The following is a 14,867-nucleotide window of genomic DNA, read 5'->3' as shown; positions in this document are numbered from 1 at the left end:
CGCATCGACTCTGATGCGCGCGCCATGATGCTTTCCTTCACTCCATAGCAAACCGAAGATGCATGCATTCTTGCCTGTGCACTGGCAGGTCCAACGCATTGCACACCGTCCGGTCTTCCATCGATCCGGCCAATCAGGATTGACGGGTTCGCAACCCGCCTCCCATCGACAAGGACCAGCAATATGGGATTCGATGAAAAGGACACCGTGGTGATCTGCGTTTCGCCGGGCATCAAAGGCAAGTGGGATGTGTCGGAAAAAGGCTTCGAAGAGCCACTCGCGTCATTTGATGATAAGGAGGATGCCTATGCGTATGCCACGGAATTGATGAAATCAAAGGAAAACGCCACCGTTCTGGTCGAAGACGAGGATGGCTTCTCGCTGCTCCCGATACCGGGACAAGGCAGCGACGCCAGAGACGAAGCGAACCGGTCAGGCGATGGTTGATCGCACAGCGCACGTTCCTTGCATTGGGTAGATCCGGTGGCTTCATGTGTGTAATGGCTCATTCGCTCCGGCACTACTCGACGCAGCATGGCCCAGGCATTCGGGCTGGAGAGACGAATCGCAGCACATCGCGAAGACAAGTCGGGGATGAACCATTCCACACGCTGCCATGTCTATGAAATAGCCAGTCTGTCAACTTACTTAGGAGGTAAATATGAATTTCATTATCTGGATCGTCGTCGGCGGTATTCTCGGGTGGCTAGCCAGCCTGGTGATGCGTACGGACGCGCAACAAGGCTTGTTGCTCAACATTGTGGTCGGCATCGTCGGCGCACTGCTTGGCGGATGGCTGCTTGCTCCGCTATTCGGCACCGGCACCATCAATCAGAATGACTTCAGCATTTCATCGTTGCTGGTATCGTTCCTAGGCGCGGTTGTCCTGCTGGCCATCGTCAATTTACTGCGTCGCGGCACACCGCGCTAACGGATTGGCCGCATGAGCCTGGTTGGGTGTCGATTCGACAGTGCAGGACTTCCTCTCTGCTGGAGTCCTGCACTACGACACCTGCTCCCCTCCTGAAATTTCCCGCCTGCTTGTCACCAGCCACGCATCTGCGCTGCAACAGCTCCTTGCCGGTATCCATCATCCGCGCGGATGTCTACAATGAATCCCCTGGATTGATCACCTAGTCGTGGAGCGATGGCATGCACTTTTTCTTGTTCTATGAAGTCAGCGACGATTATCTCGAACGCCGAGGCGCGTTCCGTGCGGAGCACTTGAAGCTCGCGTGGCAGGCACATGCACGCGGCGAACTGGTCCTCGCCGGCGCACTGGCCGATCCGGTGGACACCGGAGTGCTGCTCTTTAAAGGCGACTCAAAGGAGGCGGTCGAGCGATTCGCTGCGGCCGATCCTTATGTGCAACATGGCTTGGTGAAGCGATGGACGATACGGCCCTGGACGACTGTGGTCGGCGACGACGCGACGACGCCGGTCAAGCCGGACGCCTGATCGATTCGTCAGCCAGGCACTCATGACGGGCTCACCGGCCTGCTCAAACCGAGTCGTCCTTTTTCAGCCCGGCGTCGTCCGCAGGGCAGTCGGGCGATCCTGGAGGCTGTGCCGCGTTATGTTGCATTCGGCGGTCCGGCGTATCGCGCTGGGTGGCTCGTCTCTCGGCCATGCGCCGCTCCCTGAACTTGTTCAGGTCGTAACTTGCCGCCTCAAAAAGGTTGTCCGGTCTTGTCGTCATGCGTCGTCCAGAATTGTTCATGTGGAGAGAAATCTGGCGCAAGTGTAGGCCGTTCAAGGCGGCCAAGCTTGATCTGCCGCAAACATCCTTTCCGTGCGTCAGCGCCTCCGATCGAAACGGGCGAATCGTCCGAGGCACTTATCCATTCTGCCTGGGTCACATTGACTGCCCATGCCCGTCTGACGGGGATTGGCCGGCCACCACGAGGGGGTGGCAGCAGAATGGAGATCGACATGGCACATACACTCATCCGGGTATTCGACAGCTTCTCGAAGGCCGAAAACGCACGAAACCAATTGCTTGATGCCGGCTTCAGCGCCGACTGCGTGCAGCTCGTTTCCCAGGACGACGAAGCGGGCGCGATGCGGAGCAATTTCTCGGTAGGCAATGCACCGTCGACGCGCGGCGGCATCAGCGGCTTGTTTTCCGCATCCCCCACCGCGCCCAACGACAGCTTCGACCAGACCTACGCGCGCGACTACGCCAAGCCGGAAAAGTACTGCAACTATCTGCTGACCGTCGAAGCCACCGACGAGGAACAGCAGGCGCGCGCCGCCGATATCGTGCGGCGCCTCGGTGCTTCCGAAATCCAGGACCGCAGGCCGGGACGCTAATGGAGCTTGACCGGCGGGGTCAGCTTGGCGCGGATCCAGTGCGCAAGCGTCTGCGCCGCCATGCGGATGAAGCCATGCAGTGCCATGACATGGCTCTGGTACATCAGGCTGTACAGCATACGCGCGGCCCAGCCTCCGACCAGCATCTCGCGCCCCTTCAGTCCACCGATCAGGACTCCCACTGCGGCAAACGGCCCGAGCGATACCAGCGAACCATAATCCCGATACTGAAAGCCGGGCAGAATGCCGTCCTGCTGCCGCGCCAGCACCTCGGCCAGGAACACGGCCTGCTGGTGCGCAACCTGCGCGCGTGGCGGCAGCGCCGTGCCGTTGACCGGGCACACATAGCTGGAACAGTCGCCAAGCGCAAACACCTTCGGATCGCCAACCGTCTGCAAGCTGGGACTCACCGCGATCTGCTTCAGCCGGTTGACCGGCAGCCGGAGCGACAAGCAGAGATCGGGCGCTTCCACCCCAGCCGCCCACAGCGTGATATCGGAGGCATGCCGGACACCGGCCGTGTCATGCACCGCATCGGCCTCGACGCGCGCCACCGTCGTCGACGTGCACACTTCGATGCCCAGCGCACGCAAATACCTTGCCGCCCTCTTCGACAGCCGCGGGTTGAGCTGCGGCAGCAAGCGGTCGCCTCGTTCGATGATGCGTATGCGCACATCCCGCGCCGGATCAAGCGAATGCACCTTGTATTGGGCCAGGGTGCGCACCGTGTGGCACAACTCCGCCGCCAATTCGACACCGGTTGCACCGCCGCCGACGATCACGATATTAACGCTGGCACGCGCGCCATCCATTCCGCGGTTGCTGGCCTGCATGCAGCTTGCCAGAAAACGCCGGCGGAACAATTCCGCGTCGCGCACGCTGTCGAGCGTGAGCGAATGCTCGGCCGCACCCGGAATGCCAAAGAAATTGGTAATGGCGCCGCAGGCAAACACCAGCCTGTCGTAGTGCAAGCTGCGCTGCGGCAGCACTTGCGCGCCGTCGTCTGCATGGTATGCACCGATCTCGATGGTGCGCGTATCGCGGTCGACGCGCTGCACTTCGCCGTGTATGAACTGAAAGCCATGCTCCGCGGCCTGCGCGGAATATTCGACCTGATGCACTTGCGGATCAAGCTTGCCGGACGCCACGGTATGCAGCAGCGGTTTCCAGAAATGCGTCGGCGAACGGTCCACCAGAACGATCCTGGCCCGCGCGCTCCTGCCGACACTGTCGCCCAGACGGGTAGCAAGCTCAAGCCCGCCCGCGCCTCCTCCCACGATGACAATAGTTTCCATTTCCCGTCTCCAGACTGATTGAAAATTCGGGTCATGACGACTTGGGCGTCATGAATAATTGAAAGCGGTCGCGAGCCCGCCTTGCTCAAAGCGAGGAACATGCACGCGTGATAGGAAAGCTGGGGACCGTCGGCCCCGGCATTGGATTGCGCAGCAGGCGTTCGGTCAGCCTGTCAGGCGGCCAGCTGGACCGGCGCCGCCAGCTTGAAAGTGGCCGGATTCACCCGGCGTCCCCGGCGCAATGCACGCAAGGAATCGAAGTTGATGCAAGGCTCGCAGCCTGTCTGGGCCGGGTTTCCCGGCTTGATCCAGTGACGCAATTCCTGCCATTGCGGGCACCACACGTCCGCGCCGGAAATGCGCGCGATATCCTTTTCATACGGCCCGATCGCCATCGTCCAAATACCCGCGCATTGCGCCGCGCGCAAGCCGGGTGCGCCGGCATCGATGGCAATGCAGGCCTCCGCATCGATTCCCACGGTGCGCAATACCAGCTGGCATGGACCATTGTCGCTTGAACCGTTCAAATCGGCGCCGCTGACTACGGCGGAAAACATGTTGGTCACCGCATTGCCGAACGCGCGGTCCAGCAGCGTTGTTGCCGTTTGTGCCGGCATGTCGGTGACGACTGCCAGCTTGCATCCGTGCTGCAGTGCGTCCTCCATCAATGCGGCGCACGCGGGATTCAGCTCGGTTCGACGCGCCAGCACGATGTCGCGAAACAGCGTGTTCTTTTCCTGCATCAGCTGAACCGCTTCCTTGCTCGCCACCGGCAAGCCCAGCTTGTCGATCAAGGCGGCGACTGCATTGGTCGCGCCCCATACCCTGCTGGCCTGACGCAGTTGCGCCAGGGACCAGCGCAAGCCCAGCCCGCAGCGCGCGAAGGCTTCGTTGCATGCGTCCAGATGCGCCGCCTCGGTTTCCAGGATGACGCCGTCCAGCCCGAGGATGAGTGCTTCGATTCCCATGTCAATTCGCCCGAATAAGTGATGCGCAAAGCAGCGTGAAAGCGATGCGCCAGTATTGATCAATTCACTGTTAATATAAGCGCAAGCTATTGAAAAGAAAAATTAATTTTTCTAGTTATTTAATAAGGCAATACTTATGCATCACGCCAGTTTCAAGCAGCTGCAGGCCTTGCTCCTGGTGGCGCGCCATGAAAGCGTTTCACGCGCCGCGGAGGCATTGCACGTGACCCAACCTGCCGTTTCGCTGCAATTGCGCATGCTGGAGGAAGCCGCCGGCACCCCTTTGACGCGCAAGGTCGGACGCGGCATCCAGCTGACCGCCGCCGGCGAAGTCATGGTTGAATTTGCGGAGCGCATCCTGCGCCTGTGGGAAGAAGCCACGGACGAGGTGGCCGCGCTCAAGGGCGTCATCAGCGGCACCTTGCGCATCGGTGCGATTACCACTGCGGAATACCTGTTGCCGCCGATGCTGGTCCGCTTCACCACCGAACGGCCCGACGTGCGCATCAAGCTGCAGGTGGGAAACCGCAACGAAATCGTAGGCATGCTGAGCAAGCATGAAATCGACCTCGCGATCATGGGCACACCGCCACGCGAACTGCGCACCAATGCCGCGCGTTTCGCCCGTCATCCCATGGCATTCATCGCGAGCCCGGACCACCCGCTGATGAAAAAGAAGCAGGTATCGCTGGCCGACATCATGGACGCCAACCTGCTCGTGCGCGAGCGCGGCTCCGGCACGCGCACCACCATCGAGCGTCTGTTCAAGGAGTCCGGCTATCCGCTACGCATCGGCTCGGAATTATCCAGCAATGAGGCAATCAAGCGCATGGTTGTCGCCAATCTGGGCGTGGCATTCCTCTCGGTGCATGCATGCACGCTGGAGTTCGAGGCCGGGCTGGTGAAGATGCTCCCCATGGCGGAAAACCCGGTGGAAGCCGATTGGTATGTCATGCATCTCAGCGACCAGCATATCCCCACCGTTGCCGCCGCATTCCAGGACTTTGTCATTGAAAACGGGCAGGAAGTCGTGCGCCGCCAGCTCGGCGCCTTTCTTCGTGAAACGGCGAAACTGCGACCTGCCAAAAAGGCGCGCTGATAGCGGATGCTACGCGAGCTTCATGCGTCCGCCGTCGAGCGTGATTCTTCCAGCGGCAAAGCGATCGTGATGCGCGTGCCTTGCAGGGCGTTCCCGGCCCTTTCGCTTTCGAGCATGATGTGCCCTCCATGCAAAGAAACGATGGTCTTGATAATCACCGACCCCAGTCCAAGCGATGCTCGCAAGTCGCCCTTACCCGCAAGGATGCGCTGGCTGCGGCGTTGCCCGAACGCTGCAATCGCCTCCGGGCTCATCCCCGGGCCGTCGTCCTCGACAAGGATTTCGACAAAACCGGCCCGTGTCCTGGTTCTCACCCGCACCGTCGAGCGTGCATGTTTGATTGCGTTTTCCAATAGGTTGCGAAACAGGCGCGCGATCAGGTAAGCATCGCCAATGATCGCGCACGATGCTGTTTTTCTCTGGCCAAGTGCGACATCAAGATCAATGCCGCCAGCCGAATTCGATTCACCGCGCCCGCTGCTTTGCATGAGCTGGATTTCGTTGTTGACAACCGTATCGACATCGATCAGCTCCGCCGCATTCCGATAGCGCGGCTCGTCGATTTCCGCGATAAAAAACAAGTCGTCAACCAGTTTCCTGAAGTAGCTGAATTCGCTGGACACCACATTGAAGAATTCACGGCGCTCCGCATCTGACATGGCGTTGCCATGCGCGGCCAGTGTTTCGATCGCGGTCCGCAGGCTAGTCATCGGCGTGCGCAGGTCGTGCCCCAGTTCCTGCAGCAGCTCGCGCCGCGCCCGCTCGGTGTCCTGAAGCCGTGCGACCAGGCGCCCGATCTCGTCAGCCATGCTGTTGAAGTCGTGCATCAGTCGGCCTACGGTATCGAGCCTGTCGACCTTGAATCGCGCAGCAAGATCACCCGATTCGATGCGCGCGATGACCTGCTTGACTTCGCGCGAACGGCCGCGCAGGTAAAGCAGCACGAGTGAAAGCCCGAGGAAAATCGCGCCGATCACCGACACAACGAATAATATGCCAAGCGTCAGGAAAACGTGCCGCCCGGATTGCCCGGCGTTGCGCACAACGAGGTAAGTCGGTTCCGGAGCGTCGAGCCGCACAATGGCCGAAGCCGTCGTGCTGGAGAAGAAGCGTCCGCGCGTCAGGACATCATGCACCCGCGCCGGCCTGCCGAGTGCCAGAAGCTTTTGCGGAGGCGCAGCCGCGGTATTGCTGGCCAGGACCTGGCCGCTCGCGGACAAGACCCACACATCCAGCGCCAGCGAAGGCGATTCTGCACGAAGGCTGTCCAGTCGGAGAATCGATGCCGGATACGGCGCTTCCTCGACGAGACGGGCGATGAACAGATACATGCTGCGCTGGACATCGTCGCTTGCGTCGCCGGCGATCTCGCGAATCAATCGTGCATAGAGCAGGCTCAGCAGCAGCGCAAACACGACGCTGATGGCAAGAAACCGCAGCCAGAGCGAGCGATTCATTCTTTTTCGATCCGGTAACCAACGCCGTACACGGCAACGATACGCACCCTCGCCCCCGCATCGCGGAGCTTCTTGCGAAGATGGCTCAGGTGCGAATCGATAGTACGGTCATACATCGCGCCGCCATCGTCGAGCATATCCAGCATCTGCTCACGCGTGACGATGTCGCCCTGCGCACGGACCAGCAGCGACAGGATGTCGAATTCCTTCTTTCCCAGTTGCAGAGGCGTTTCAGCGGCAGTCGCGACGCGTCTCTGCGAGTCAATGGTGACCGGTCCAAAGCCGGCGGCATCCCGTTGCCTGCGACCGCGCGCCAGAAGGCGATTCATGCGTGCCGTCAATTCCCGCACGCCATAGGGTTTGCGGACATAGTCGTCCGCGCCGCCTTCGATTCCAGCAGCGGCAGTCGATTCATCGGTCCGCGCCGAAAGCATCAGGATGGGAATGCTCTCGTCCTGCGCGCGCAACTGCCGGCAAAGATCGATTCCATTCCCATCCGGCAGACCCACATCGAGCATCACCAGATCGAACCGTCCGCCCGCGAGCGAACGCTCCGCGTCGCGTACGGTAGGCGCGACAGAAAGCTCAAATCCCTCATAGCGCAGGCTCATGGACAGGGTCCTGGCAATCAAGGGATCGTCTTCGACAAGCAGGACCAGGGTGGGTTGGTTCATTGCGCGTTTCGAAAGTCGGATCGGGAAGCGGCTTGACGAAGGCCATCTTCCACAAAAATTACAGAATTGCGAAATAAAGTACACCACAGAGATTACACCAGAGGGCATGCAGGCAACCGCAAATTGCGGACCGTCAATTACCGACAAAGGAAACAATATGCAGAAATCATTATGGCTCGTGTGCGGCACGTCAATCGTTTCGAGCGTGCTGCTCTGCGCATGCGGCGGCGGAGGTTCCGGCGCCGACACCTCATCGACGACAAGCGCGGTGGCAGTGACAAAGACAGAGGTGGTCACGACAGCGCCCGCGAACAGGATGGCAAGCGCAATCAAGGCCGCAGAAAATGCCGCCTCGACTGACGCGCTCTGCGATCCGGCGAAGCTGGGCGATTATTATTGGGAGATCGGCGATGCCGACAGCGAGCTTCCCGTGGCCTCGGGAACGCGCGGAGGCGGCACGGTAACCGCCTCGACCCGGTTCAACATTGCATCGGCATCCAAATTCGTGTTCGGCGCCTACGTGCTTGAAAAAAAGGGCATTGAGGAAGTCCGTAACAACCCGTCGCTGCATGATGGCCTGCGGTTCCTGTCCGGCTATACCGACTTCAACGAAAACGATTGCATCGGCTCGCTGACCATCGGCGGCTGCTTCAAGGCGGGCAACGGGGGACATCCCCTCCTGCCCGATCCGAATACGAAGGGCCGCTTCTATTACAACGGCGGACATGATCAGAAGCTGGCCGCCATCGACCTCGGCATGTATACCTTCACCGCGAAACAACTGGACCAGGAATATCAATCGACACTTGGATTGGGTGCCGGTTTCAGCACCTCGACCTTCGCCCCGCTGGCTGGCGGCGGACTCATCGCCAGCGCATCCGACTTCGCGCAATTCCTGCGTAAAGTGATGCGTCAGCAATTGGTGATCGGTTCTCACCTGGGCGAAGATGCGGTCTGCACCCAAGCTACGCTCTGCCCGGATCAAGCGATCTATGCTCCGCCTGGTTTGCAGGACGAACCATGGTCATACTCCTACAACCATTGGGTCGAATCCGAAACCGGCAATGGCACGGTCGATGCCTATTCCAGCCCCGGCAAGTTCGGTTTCTATCCCTGGATTTCGCCGGACCGCAAGTACTACGGCATTTTGTCCCGGCACAGCAGATTCGAGGCCGGCGCCGGCGGCGCCTCCGCGCGATGCGGGCGGCAGATCAGGAAGGCCTTTCTGGCCGCGCTGCAGGCGACTTCCTGACTGACTGACGGCGAAGGTTGAGGAGATACTCGACCTTCGCTGAACTGGTTCAGGAGCGTGCCTCGCGCCTTTTCGCTTCCTCGTCGTACAGTTCTTTCTTCGACAGCTTGCCGACCGGCGTCTTCGGCAACTGCGCACGAATCTCCATCGCCTGCACCATCTCGTGCTTGCCGAGGCGGCGACGCAGGAAGGCCTTCAGTTCATCGAGCGTAAAGGCCTCGGCGCCCTGCTTCAGCGTGATGAATGCCTTCGGCGCCTGTCCGCGGTAGGAATCGAGGATGCCGATCACGCTGACTTCAGCGACAGAAGGGTGTTCGTAGATCGCTTCCTCGATATTGCGCGGATACACGTTGTACCCGCTGCAAAGGATCATGTCCTTGGTGCGGTCCACGATGTACACGAAGCCGTCCTCGTCCATGTAGCCGACATCGCCGGTACGAAAGTAGCCGTCCGGCGTCATCGATTCGGCGCTTGCCTTCGGATTTTTCCAGTAGCCCTTCATCACGTTCGCGCCCTTGATGCACATCTCGCCGCGTTCGCCGCGCGGCATTTCCACCGACGGGTCGTCAACGCTGACGAATTTGAGCAGGACACCGGTCGTCGGCATGCCGCAGGAACCGACTTTCTGCATGCCGTAGACAGGTGTGAACGTCCCGGTCGGCGAGGTCTCGGTCATGCCCCAGCCCTCGACCAGACAACAGCCGGTCAGATGCTGGAAACTCTGGTTCACTTCCATCGGCAATGGCGCGCCGCCGGAATTGCAGAATTTCAGGGAGCTGAGATCGTAGTTGCCGATGTCGGGATAGTTGATGATCGCGGTGTACATGGTCGGCACACCGCAGAACACGGTGACCTTTTTCTCCGCCAGATCCTTGACCACCGCATCCAGTTCGAAGCGGGTATGCAGGATGAGTTCTGCGCCGAGGCGCACGCCGAACAGCATGTTGACCGTCAGCGCATAGATGTGGAACGGCGGCAGCACCGCGAGAAGCCGCTCCTGGCCCTCGTTCAGCACTTTCGGCTCGCCGCTCACTACCGCGTAAATCTGGCTGCAGGCGGTCGTCAGGTTGGCATGCGTGAGCATCGCGCCCTTGGGCAGTCCGGTCGTGCCGCCGGTGTACTGCAATACTGCGACGTCTTCCTTCAGATCGCTCAAGGGATATGGCTGATACTTGCCATCGTTGTCGAGCAGTTGCGCAAAGCGGACATGTTCCTCGTTCACCGGTACTTCGACCAGTTGGCCGCTCGTCTGGAGCTGCGCTCGCACCGCCTCCGGATGCGAGGTCATTTCGGCGATATCGCCGACCACCAGCTTCTTCACGCGCGTACTGCCCAGCAGCTTTGCCAGTTGCGGATAAAGCACGGCGAGATCAAGCGTGATGAGGATGTCGGTTTCGCTATCCTCGACCTTATGCGCCAGCACTTTCTCCGCATCCAGCGGCGAGTAATTGACCACGACGCCGCCCGCCTTCAATACCGCGAAAAAGCTGATGACGTAGTGCGGTGTGTTCGGCAGGTAGAGCCCGACATGCACGCCGGGTTTGACCCCGAGCTGCTGCAGTCCTTTTGCGGCGCGATCGACCAGCACGGCCAGTTCGCGATAGCTCGTCTTGCGGCCCATGAAATCGAGCGCCGGCCGGTCGGGCCATTTCGCGACTGCATCGTCCAGCAATTGCTGCACCGGCATGATCGGCAATTCCGCATCCCAGTACACACCGGGCGGATAGGATTTGATCCAGGGGAAATGCTTGATGTCGCGTTTCATGCTTGCACAACCTCTTTTCTGTTTCTTGTTCTACCGCATCCCTCGCCCGATCCTTTCGCTGAAGCGATCAGACCGCTGTCAATCCTCCATCGACCGCCAGTTGATGGCCGGTCACGAAGGACGCGCTATCAGAGCATAACCAGAGCGCGGCATTGGCGATTTCCTCCGCTTCACCGAGACGCCCGATCGGATGCGCCTTCTGGATCATCTTTTCGCGCTTGGGCTCGCGCTCGATGGCACGATCCATCATCGGCGTGCGGATGATGCCCGGGCACACCGTATTGACGCGAATGCCGGCGCGCCCGTATTCTGCGGCCGCGGTCTTGGTCAATCCGACCACCGCGTGCTTGGTCGCTGCATAAATCGGCTGCAGGGGGGGCGCCGACCAATCCCGCCACCGAGGCGGTATTAACGATGGCGCCACCGCCTTGCCTGAGCATCTGGCGGATTTCGTACTTCATGCACAGCCACACGCCCTTGACGTTGACGTTCATCAGCTTGTCAAAGGTTGCCTCCTCGGTGTCGGCCAGGCGCACATGCTCGATTTCGATGCCGGCGTTGTTGAACGCGCAGTCGAGCCGACCGAAGCTGGCCACAATCTTGTCGATCAAGGCTTCGACCTGCGCCGCCTGCGACACGTCACATTGGACGAAGATCGCATTGCCGCCGGCCTGATTGATCATGCTCGCCGTCTGTTCGCCGCCTGCTGCGTCCACGTCCGATACCGCCACGCGCGCACCCTCGCGCGCAAAGGCCAGTGCCGCAGCGCGCCCGATGCCGCTTGCGCCACCGGTGACCAGCACCGACTTGCCCGAAAAATTTTGTCCGCTCATTGATCTGTCTGTTCCGTTCGTCCCCAACCCTGCAGGCAGGCGACAGACCGGCCGTCGCGACCGATCGGGCGCCGCCCATTCTTCTTACTTGTACTTGCGCAGTTCCATCTTGCCGATCTGGTTGCGGTGCACTTCGTCCGGGCCGTCCGCCAGGCGCAGCGTGCGTGCCTGTGCGTAGGAATAGGCCAGCCCGAAGTCGTTCGACACCCCGGCGCCGCCATGCGCCTGGATGGCCCAGTCAATGACTTGGCAAGCCATGTTGGGCGCGGCCACCTTGATCATCGCGATTTCCTTGGCGGCGACCTTGTTGCCCACGGTGTCCATCATGTAGGCCGCATTCAGCACCAGGAAGCGCGCCTGATCGATCAGGATGCGGGCGTTCGCGATGCGCTCCAGCGTCACGGTCTGCTCGGCGATCGGCTTGCCGAAAGCGACGCGCTTCAAGCTGCGACGGCACATGTCTTCCAGCGCACGCTCGGCCAAACCGATGAGGCGCATGCAGTGATGGATGCGGCCCGGCCCGAGGCGGCCCTGCGCGATTTCAAAACCGCGGCCCTCGCCCAGCAGGATGTTGGCTACCGGTACACGGACATTTTCGAAATGCACCTCACCGTGACCGTGCGGCGCGTCGTCGTAACCGAACACCGGCAGGTTGCGAACGATCTTCACGCCGGGGGTATCGCGCGGCACCACGATCATCGATTGCTGCTTGTGCTTCTCCGCGCTCGGGTCGGTCTTGCCCATGAAGATGAACACCTTGCAGCGCGGATCATTGGCGCCCGACGACCACCATTTGCGGCCATTGATCACATACTCGTTCCCGTCGCGCACGATCGACGATTCGATGTTGGTCGCATCCGACGACGCTACCGCCGGCTCGGTCATTGCGAAGCAGGAACGAATCTTCCCTTCCAGCAGCGGCACCAGCCATTGCTGTTTCAATTCTTCGCTGGCATAGCGTTCCAGCGTTTCCATGTTGCCGGTGTCCGGCGCGGAACAGTTGAATACCTCGGCAGACCACAAGGCGCGGCCCATGATTTCGCACAGGGGGGCATATTCGAGATTGGTGAGGCCGGCGCCGCGATGGGACTCCGGCAGGAACAGGTTCCACAGGCCCTGCGCCCGTGCTTTTTCCTTCAGTTCTTCAATGATCCGCGTGGGCACCCAGGCATTGCCCTTGGCACGGTTTTGCTCAATCTCGCCGAAGAAATTCGCCTCGTTCGGGTAGATGTGCTCATCCATGAAGGCGATCAGGCGTTTTTGCAGTTCCTTGACTTTGGGGCTGTATTCGAAGTCCATTTGTTGCTCCATGAAATTGTGCATGCATGCACGGACAGTTAAGTGCCAATCCTTGTTGAGGAGACAGGCTTTGCAGGGCGGGCGAACCCGCCCTGCCGCCATCTTCTTTTTGCTGTCTCCTGCTTCTCTTCCTTCGTTAAACCTATCCGATCAGATAACCGCCATCGACATTGATGCAGGTGCCGGTGGTATAGCTCGCCGCGTCCGACGCCAGGTACAGCACCGCTCCCGCCATTTCGTCCGGAGCCGCGATGCGGCGCATCGGCACATGCGGCAGCAGTTTGTTGAGCACTTCCGGGTTGTGCATCAGCGCGGAAGCGAACTTGGTGTCGGTCGCGCCCGGCAGCAATGCGTTCACCCGCACTTTCGAGGTGCCGCACTCCTTCGCGAACGCATGCGTCATCGAAATGACAGCCGCCTTCGTGATCGAATAAATGCCTTGCATGTCGCCTGGGATGACACCATTGACCGAGGCGACATTGATGATGCTGCCGCCGCCATTCCTGGCCATCAGCTTCGCGCCGATCGCCGAGCTGAAGAAATAGCCGCGGATATTGACGTCGACGGTCTTCTGGAACGATCCCAGGTCGGTATCGAGGATCGGGCCGAAATAGGGATTGGTCGCAGCGTTGTTGACCAGGATGTCCAGGCGGCCATGCTTCTTTTCGATGGCGGCGAACATGGCTTCGATCTGCGCCATTTCGCCGATATGGCAGGCGATCGCTTCGGCTGATCCGCCGGCTTCGCGGATCGCGGCGACCACGGTTTCGCAGGCTTCCGCCTTGCGGCTGGAAACGATGACATGTGCGCCATAGGCGGCAAAGGTCTTGGCGATCGATTCGCCGATGCCGCGACTGGCGCCGGTGACGAGCGCGATTTTTCCGCTGAGGTCGAACAGGTTTGCGTTTGTCATGTTAGCGATAAGTAATGGTATTCGGTTGGCCCAGCCATTCAAGGTGGGAGTAATTATTGAGGTAGCTGAGCGTGACCCGACCCGGACGGTACAGCAGCTTGGTGACGCCGCAATTGACCAGCGACCAGTTCATCTCGGCCATTTGCCGGTCCGGCAGCTTGAGCAGATGCTGGCAAATGGCGGAAATCGTTCCGCCGGAGGTGAAAACGATGATGCTTTGCGATTTGTCGGCGCCTTCGAGCAGACGCTGCACCGCATTCACGCAGCGTTGCTTGAATGCCGGCCACGGCTCGTCATAGTCGATATCGAAGTCGCCGCACATCCAGCGCGTCATGGCTTCCTCGAACATTTCCTGGAAGGCATGGCGCGCACTCGGGCCTGAGGCAAGGAAGCGCTTGACGGCCTCCGGGTCTTCGAAGTCGGGGCGATGGCGCACCATCACTTCATGATGGTTGTATTCATTGAAATCCGGATCCAGCTCCCAATCGGTTTCAACGCGCAGCGACTTCGGCAGCGCCATCAGGCAGGCATCGGCAGTCTGCCGGTGACGCTTCAGGCTGCCGGTGACAACGCGATCGAACTTCTGATGGGAATTGGCAAACCACTCACCCAACAGGCGCGCCTGCTCGGCACCGAGCTCTGACAACTGGTCGTAGTTCTTGCTGCCGAATGATGCTTGTCCATGACGAACCAGGTAGATTTGCCCCATCGTACGCTTGCCTTCTCATGCGTTATCTGTTGTGGGAAGCATATCGCCAGGTATAGAATCGATCAAATGAATAGTTATTATCGAATCACATAAACGATATGCATATATCGCGCGTCGATCTAAATCTGTTTACGGTCTTTGAAGCCATCTACACCGAAGGCAGCGTCACCCGTGCCAGCCAGAAACTGAGCCTCACGCAGCCTGCCATCAGCCATGCGCTGAGTCGCCTGCGCCTGATGTTCGACGACCCGCTGTTCGTCCGTCAGGGCCACAAGATGGTGTCGACGCCC

17 protein-coding genes and 1 pseudogene are annotated in these 14,867 nt (G+C 60.1%); 7 read left to right on the top strand and 11 right to left on the bottom strand.

Going from position 1 to position 14,867, the window contains the following annotated elements; genetic code table 11:
- Window positions 1–183: 183 nt before the first annotated feature.
- The 3 genes from VJ651_RS21245 to VJ651_RS21235 all read left to right on the top strand — a co-directional run bounded on the left by VJ651_RS21245 (window position 184) and on the right by VJ651_RS21235 (window position 1,458).
- A complete protein-coding gene (locus VJ651_RS21245; RefSeq protein ID WP_324109341.1) occupies window positions 184–447 on the top strand; it encodes a DUF2188 domain-containing protein in 264 nt (87 codons plus the stop codon).
- 214 nt (window positions 448–661) lie between these two features.
- A complete protein-coding gene (locus VJ651_RS21240; RefSeq protein ID WP_040039440.1) occupies window positions 662–931 on the top strand; it encodes a GlsB/YeaQ/YmgE family stress response membrane protein in 270 nt (89 codons plus the stop codon).
- A 221-nt stretch (window positions 932–1,152) separates the two neighbouring features.
- The gene (locus VJ651_RS21235) at window positions 1,153–1,458 is read left to right on the top strand and encodes a YciI-like protein (RefSeq protein WP_324109340.1); all 306 of its coding nucleotides are present in this window, start codon (window positions 1,153–1,155) and stop codon (window positions 1,456–1,458) included.
- Between the two features lie 43 nt (window positions 1,459–1,501).
- Here VJ651_RS21235 and VJ651_RS21230 read toward each other — a convergent pair whose 3' ends face one another.
- Complete coding sequence (locus tag VJ651_RS21230; RefSeq protein WP_324109339.1) at window positions 1,502–1,699, bottom strand: hypothetical protein; 198 nt, start codon at window positions 1,697–1,699, stop codon at window positions 1,502–1,504.
- Between the two features lie 233 nt (window positions 1,700–1,932).
- Between VJ651_RS21230 and VJ651_RS21225 the strand changes: the two genes are divergently transcribed.
- The gene (locus VJ651_RS21225; protein ID WP_324109338.1) at window positions 1,933–2,313 is read left to right on the top strand and encodes a hypothetical protein; all 381 of its coding nucleotides are present in this window, start codon (window positions 1,933–1,935) and stop codon (window positions 2,311–2,313) included.
- On the opposite strand, the gene VJ651_RS21220 is transcribed toward VJ651_RS21225, so the two are convergent.
- Both VJ651_RS21220 and VJ651_RS21215 read right to left on the bottom strand, forming a co-directional pair.
- Complete coding sequence (locus VJ651_RS21220; RefSeq protein ID WP_324109337.1) at window positions 2,310–3,608, bottom strand: NAD(P)/FAD-dependent oxidoreductase; 1,299 nt, start codon at window positions 3,606–3,608, stop codon at window positions 2,310–2,312. The genes VJ651_RS21225 and VJ651_RS21220 overlap by 4 nt on opposite strands.
- A gap of 173 nt (window positions 3,609–3,781) precedes the next feature.
- The gene (locus VJ651_RS21215; RefSeq protein WP_324109336.1) at window positions 3,782–4,576 is read right to left on the bottom strand and encodes an HAD family hydrolase; all 795 of its coding nucleotides are present in this window, start codon (window positions 4,574–4,576) and stop codon (window positions 3,782–3,784) included.
- 136 nt (window positions 4,577–4,712) lie between these two features.
- Here VJ651_RS21215 and VJ651_RS21210 point away from each other — a divergent pair, with 136 nt between their 5' ends.
- A complete protein-coding gene (locus tag VJ651_RS21210; RefSeq protein ID WP_324109335.1) occupies window positions 4,713–5,675 on the top strand; it encodes a LysR family transcriptional regulator in 963 nt (320 codons plus the stop codon).
- Between the two features lie 20 nt (window positions 5,676–5,695).
- On the opposite strand, the gene VJ651_RS21205 is transcribed toward VJ651_RS21210, so the two are convergent.
- Window positions 5,696–7,132 carry a HAMP domain-containing sensor histidine kinase gene (locus tag VJ651_RS21205; RefSeq protein WP_324109334.1) on the bottom strand — a complete coding sequence of 479 codons (1,437 nt, stop codon included), beginning with the start codon at window positions 7,130–7,132 and terminating at the stop codon, window positions 5,696–5,698.
- Window positions 7,129–7,806: a response regulator transcription factor gene (locus tag VJ651_RS21200; protein ID WP_324109333.1), complete on the bottom strand. Its 678-nt coding sequence runs from the start codon at window positions 7,804–7,806 to the stop codon at window positions 7,129–7,131. The genes VJ651_RS21205 and VJ651_RS21200 overlap by 4 nt, the downstream gene beginning before the upstream one ends.
- A gap of 157 nt (window positions 7,807–7,963) precedes the next feature.
- Between VJ651_RS21200 and VJ651_RS21195 the strand changes: the two genes are divergently transcribed.
- Complete coding sequence (locus VJ651_RS21195) at window positions 7,964–9,058, top strand: hypothetical protein (protein WP_324109332.1); 1,095 nt, start codon at window positions 7,964–7,966, stop codon at window positions 9,056–9,058.
- 49 nt (window positions 9,059–9,107) lie between these two features.
- Here VJ651_RS21195 and VJ651_RS21190 read toward each other — a convergent pair whose 3' ends face one another.
- From VJ651_RS21190 to VJ651_RS21165, 6 genes and pseudogenes are all read right to left on the bottom strand, one after another.
- Window positions 9,108–10,823, bottom strand: coding sequence for a long-chain fatty acid--CoA ligase (locus VJ651_RS21190; protein WP_324109331.1), 1,716 nt, complete (start codon window positions 10,821–10,823; stop codon window positions 9,108–9,110).
- Between the two features lie 67 nt (window positions 10,824–10,890).
- The gene (locus VJ651_RS21185; protein WP_324109330.1) at window positions 10,891–11,163 is read right to left on the bottom strand and encodes an SDR family oxidoreductase; all 273 of its coding nucleotides are present in this window, start codon (window positions 11,161–11,163) and stop codon (window positions 10,891–10,893) included.
- 91 nt (window positions 11,164–11,254) lie between these two features.
- A pseudogene (locus VJ651_RS21180) lies at window positions 11,255–11,656 on the bottom strand (SDR family NAD(P)-dependent oxidoreductase); the annotation flags it as partial.
- Window positions 11,657–11,740: 84 nt separating this feature from the next.
- Window positions 11,741–12,955 carry an acyl-CoA dehydrogenase family protein gene (locus VJ651_RS21175; protein WP_324109329.1) on the bottom strand — a complete coding sequence of 405 codons (1,215 nt, stop codon included), beginning with the start codon at window positions 12,953–12,955 and terminating at the stop codon, window positions 11,741–11,743.
- A gap of 142 nt (window positions 12,956–13,097) precedes the next feature.
- On the bottom strand, window positions 13,098–13,868 hold the full coding sequence (locus tag VJ651_RS21170; protein ID WP_324109328.1) for an SDR family oxidoreductase: 771 nt from the start codon (window positions 13,866–13,868) through the stop codon (window positions 13,098–13,100).
- Between the two features lies 1 nt (window position 13,869).
- Window positions 13,870–14,577 carry a histidine phosphatase family protein gene (locus VJ651_RS21165; RefSeq protein WP_324109327.1) on the bottom strand — a complete coding sequence of 236 codons (708 nt, stop codon included), beginning with the start codon at window positions 14,575–14,577 and terminating at the stop codon, window positions 13,870–13,872.
- A 98-nt stretch (window positions 14,578–14,675) separates the two neighbouring features.
- Here VJ651_RS21165 and VJ651_RS21160 point away from each other — a divergent pair.
- A partial coding sequence (locus tag VJ651_RS21160) for a LysR family transcriptional regulator (protein ID WP_324109326.1) occupies window positions 14,676–14,867 on the top strand: 192 nt, incomplete at its 3' end.

The sequence above is a fragment of the Noviherbaspirillum sp. genome, from assembly GCF_035254865.1.
Lineage (GTDB): Bacteria > Pseudomonadota > Gammaproteobacteria > Burkholderiales > Burkholderiaceae_D > Noviherbaspirillum.
This window is presented reverse-complemented; position numbering and strand designations above follow the sequence as displayed.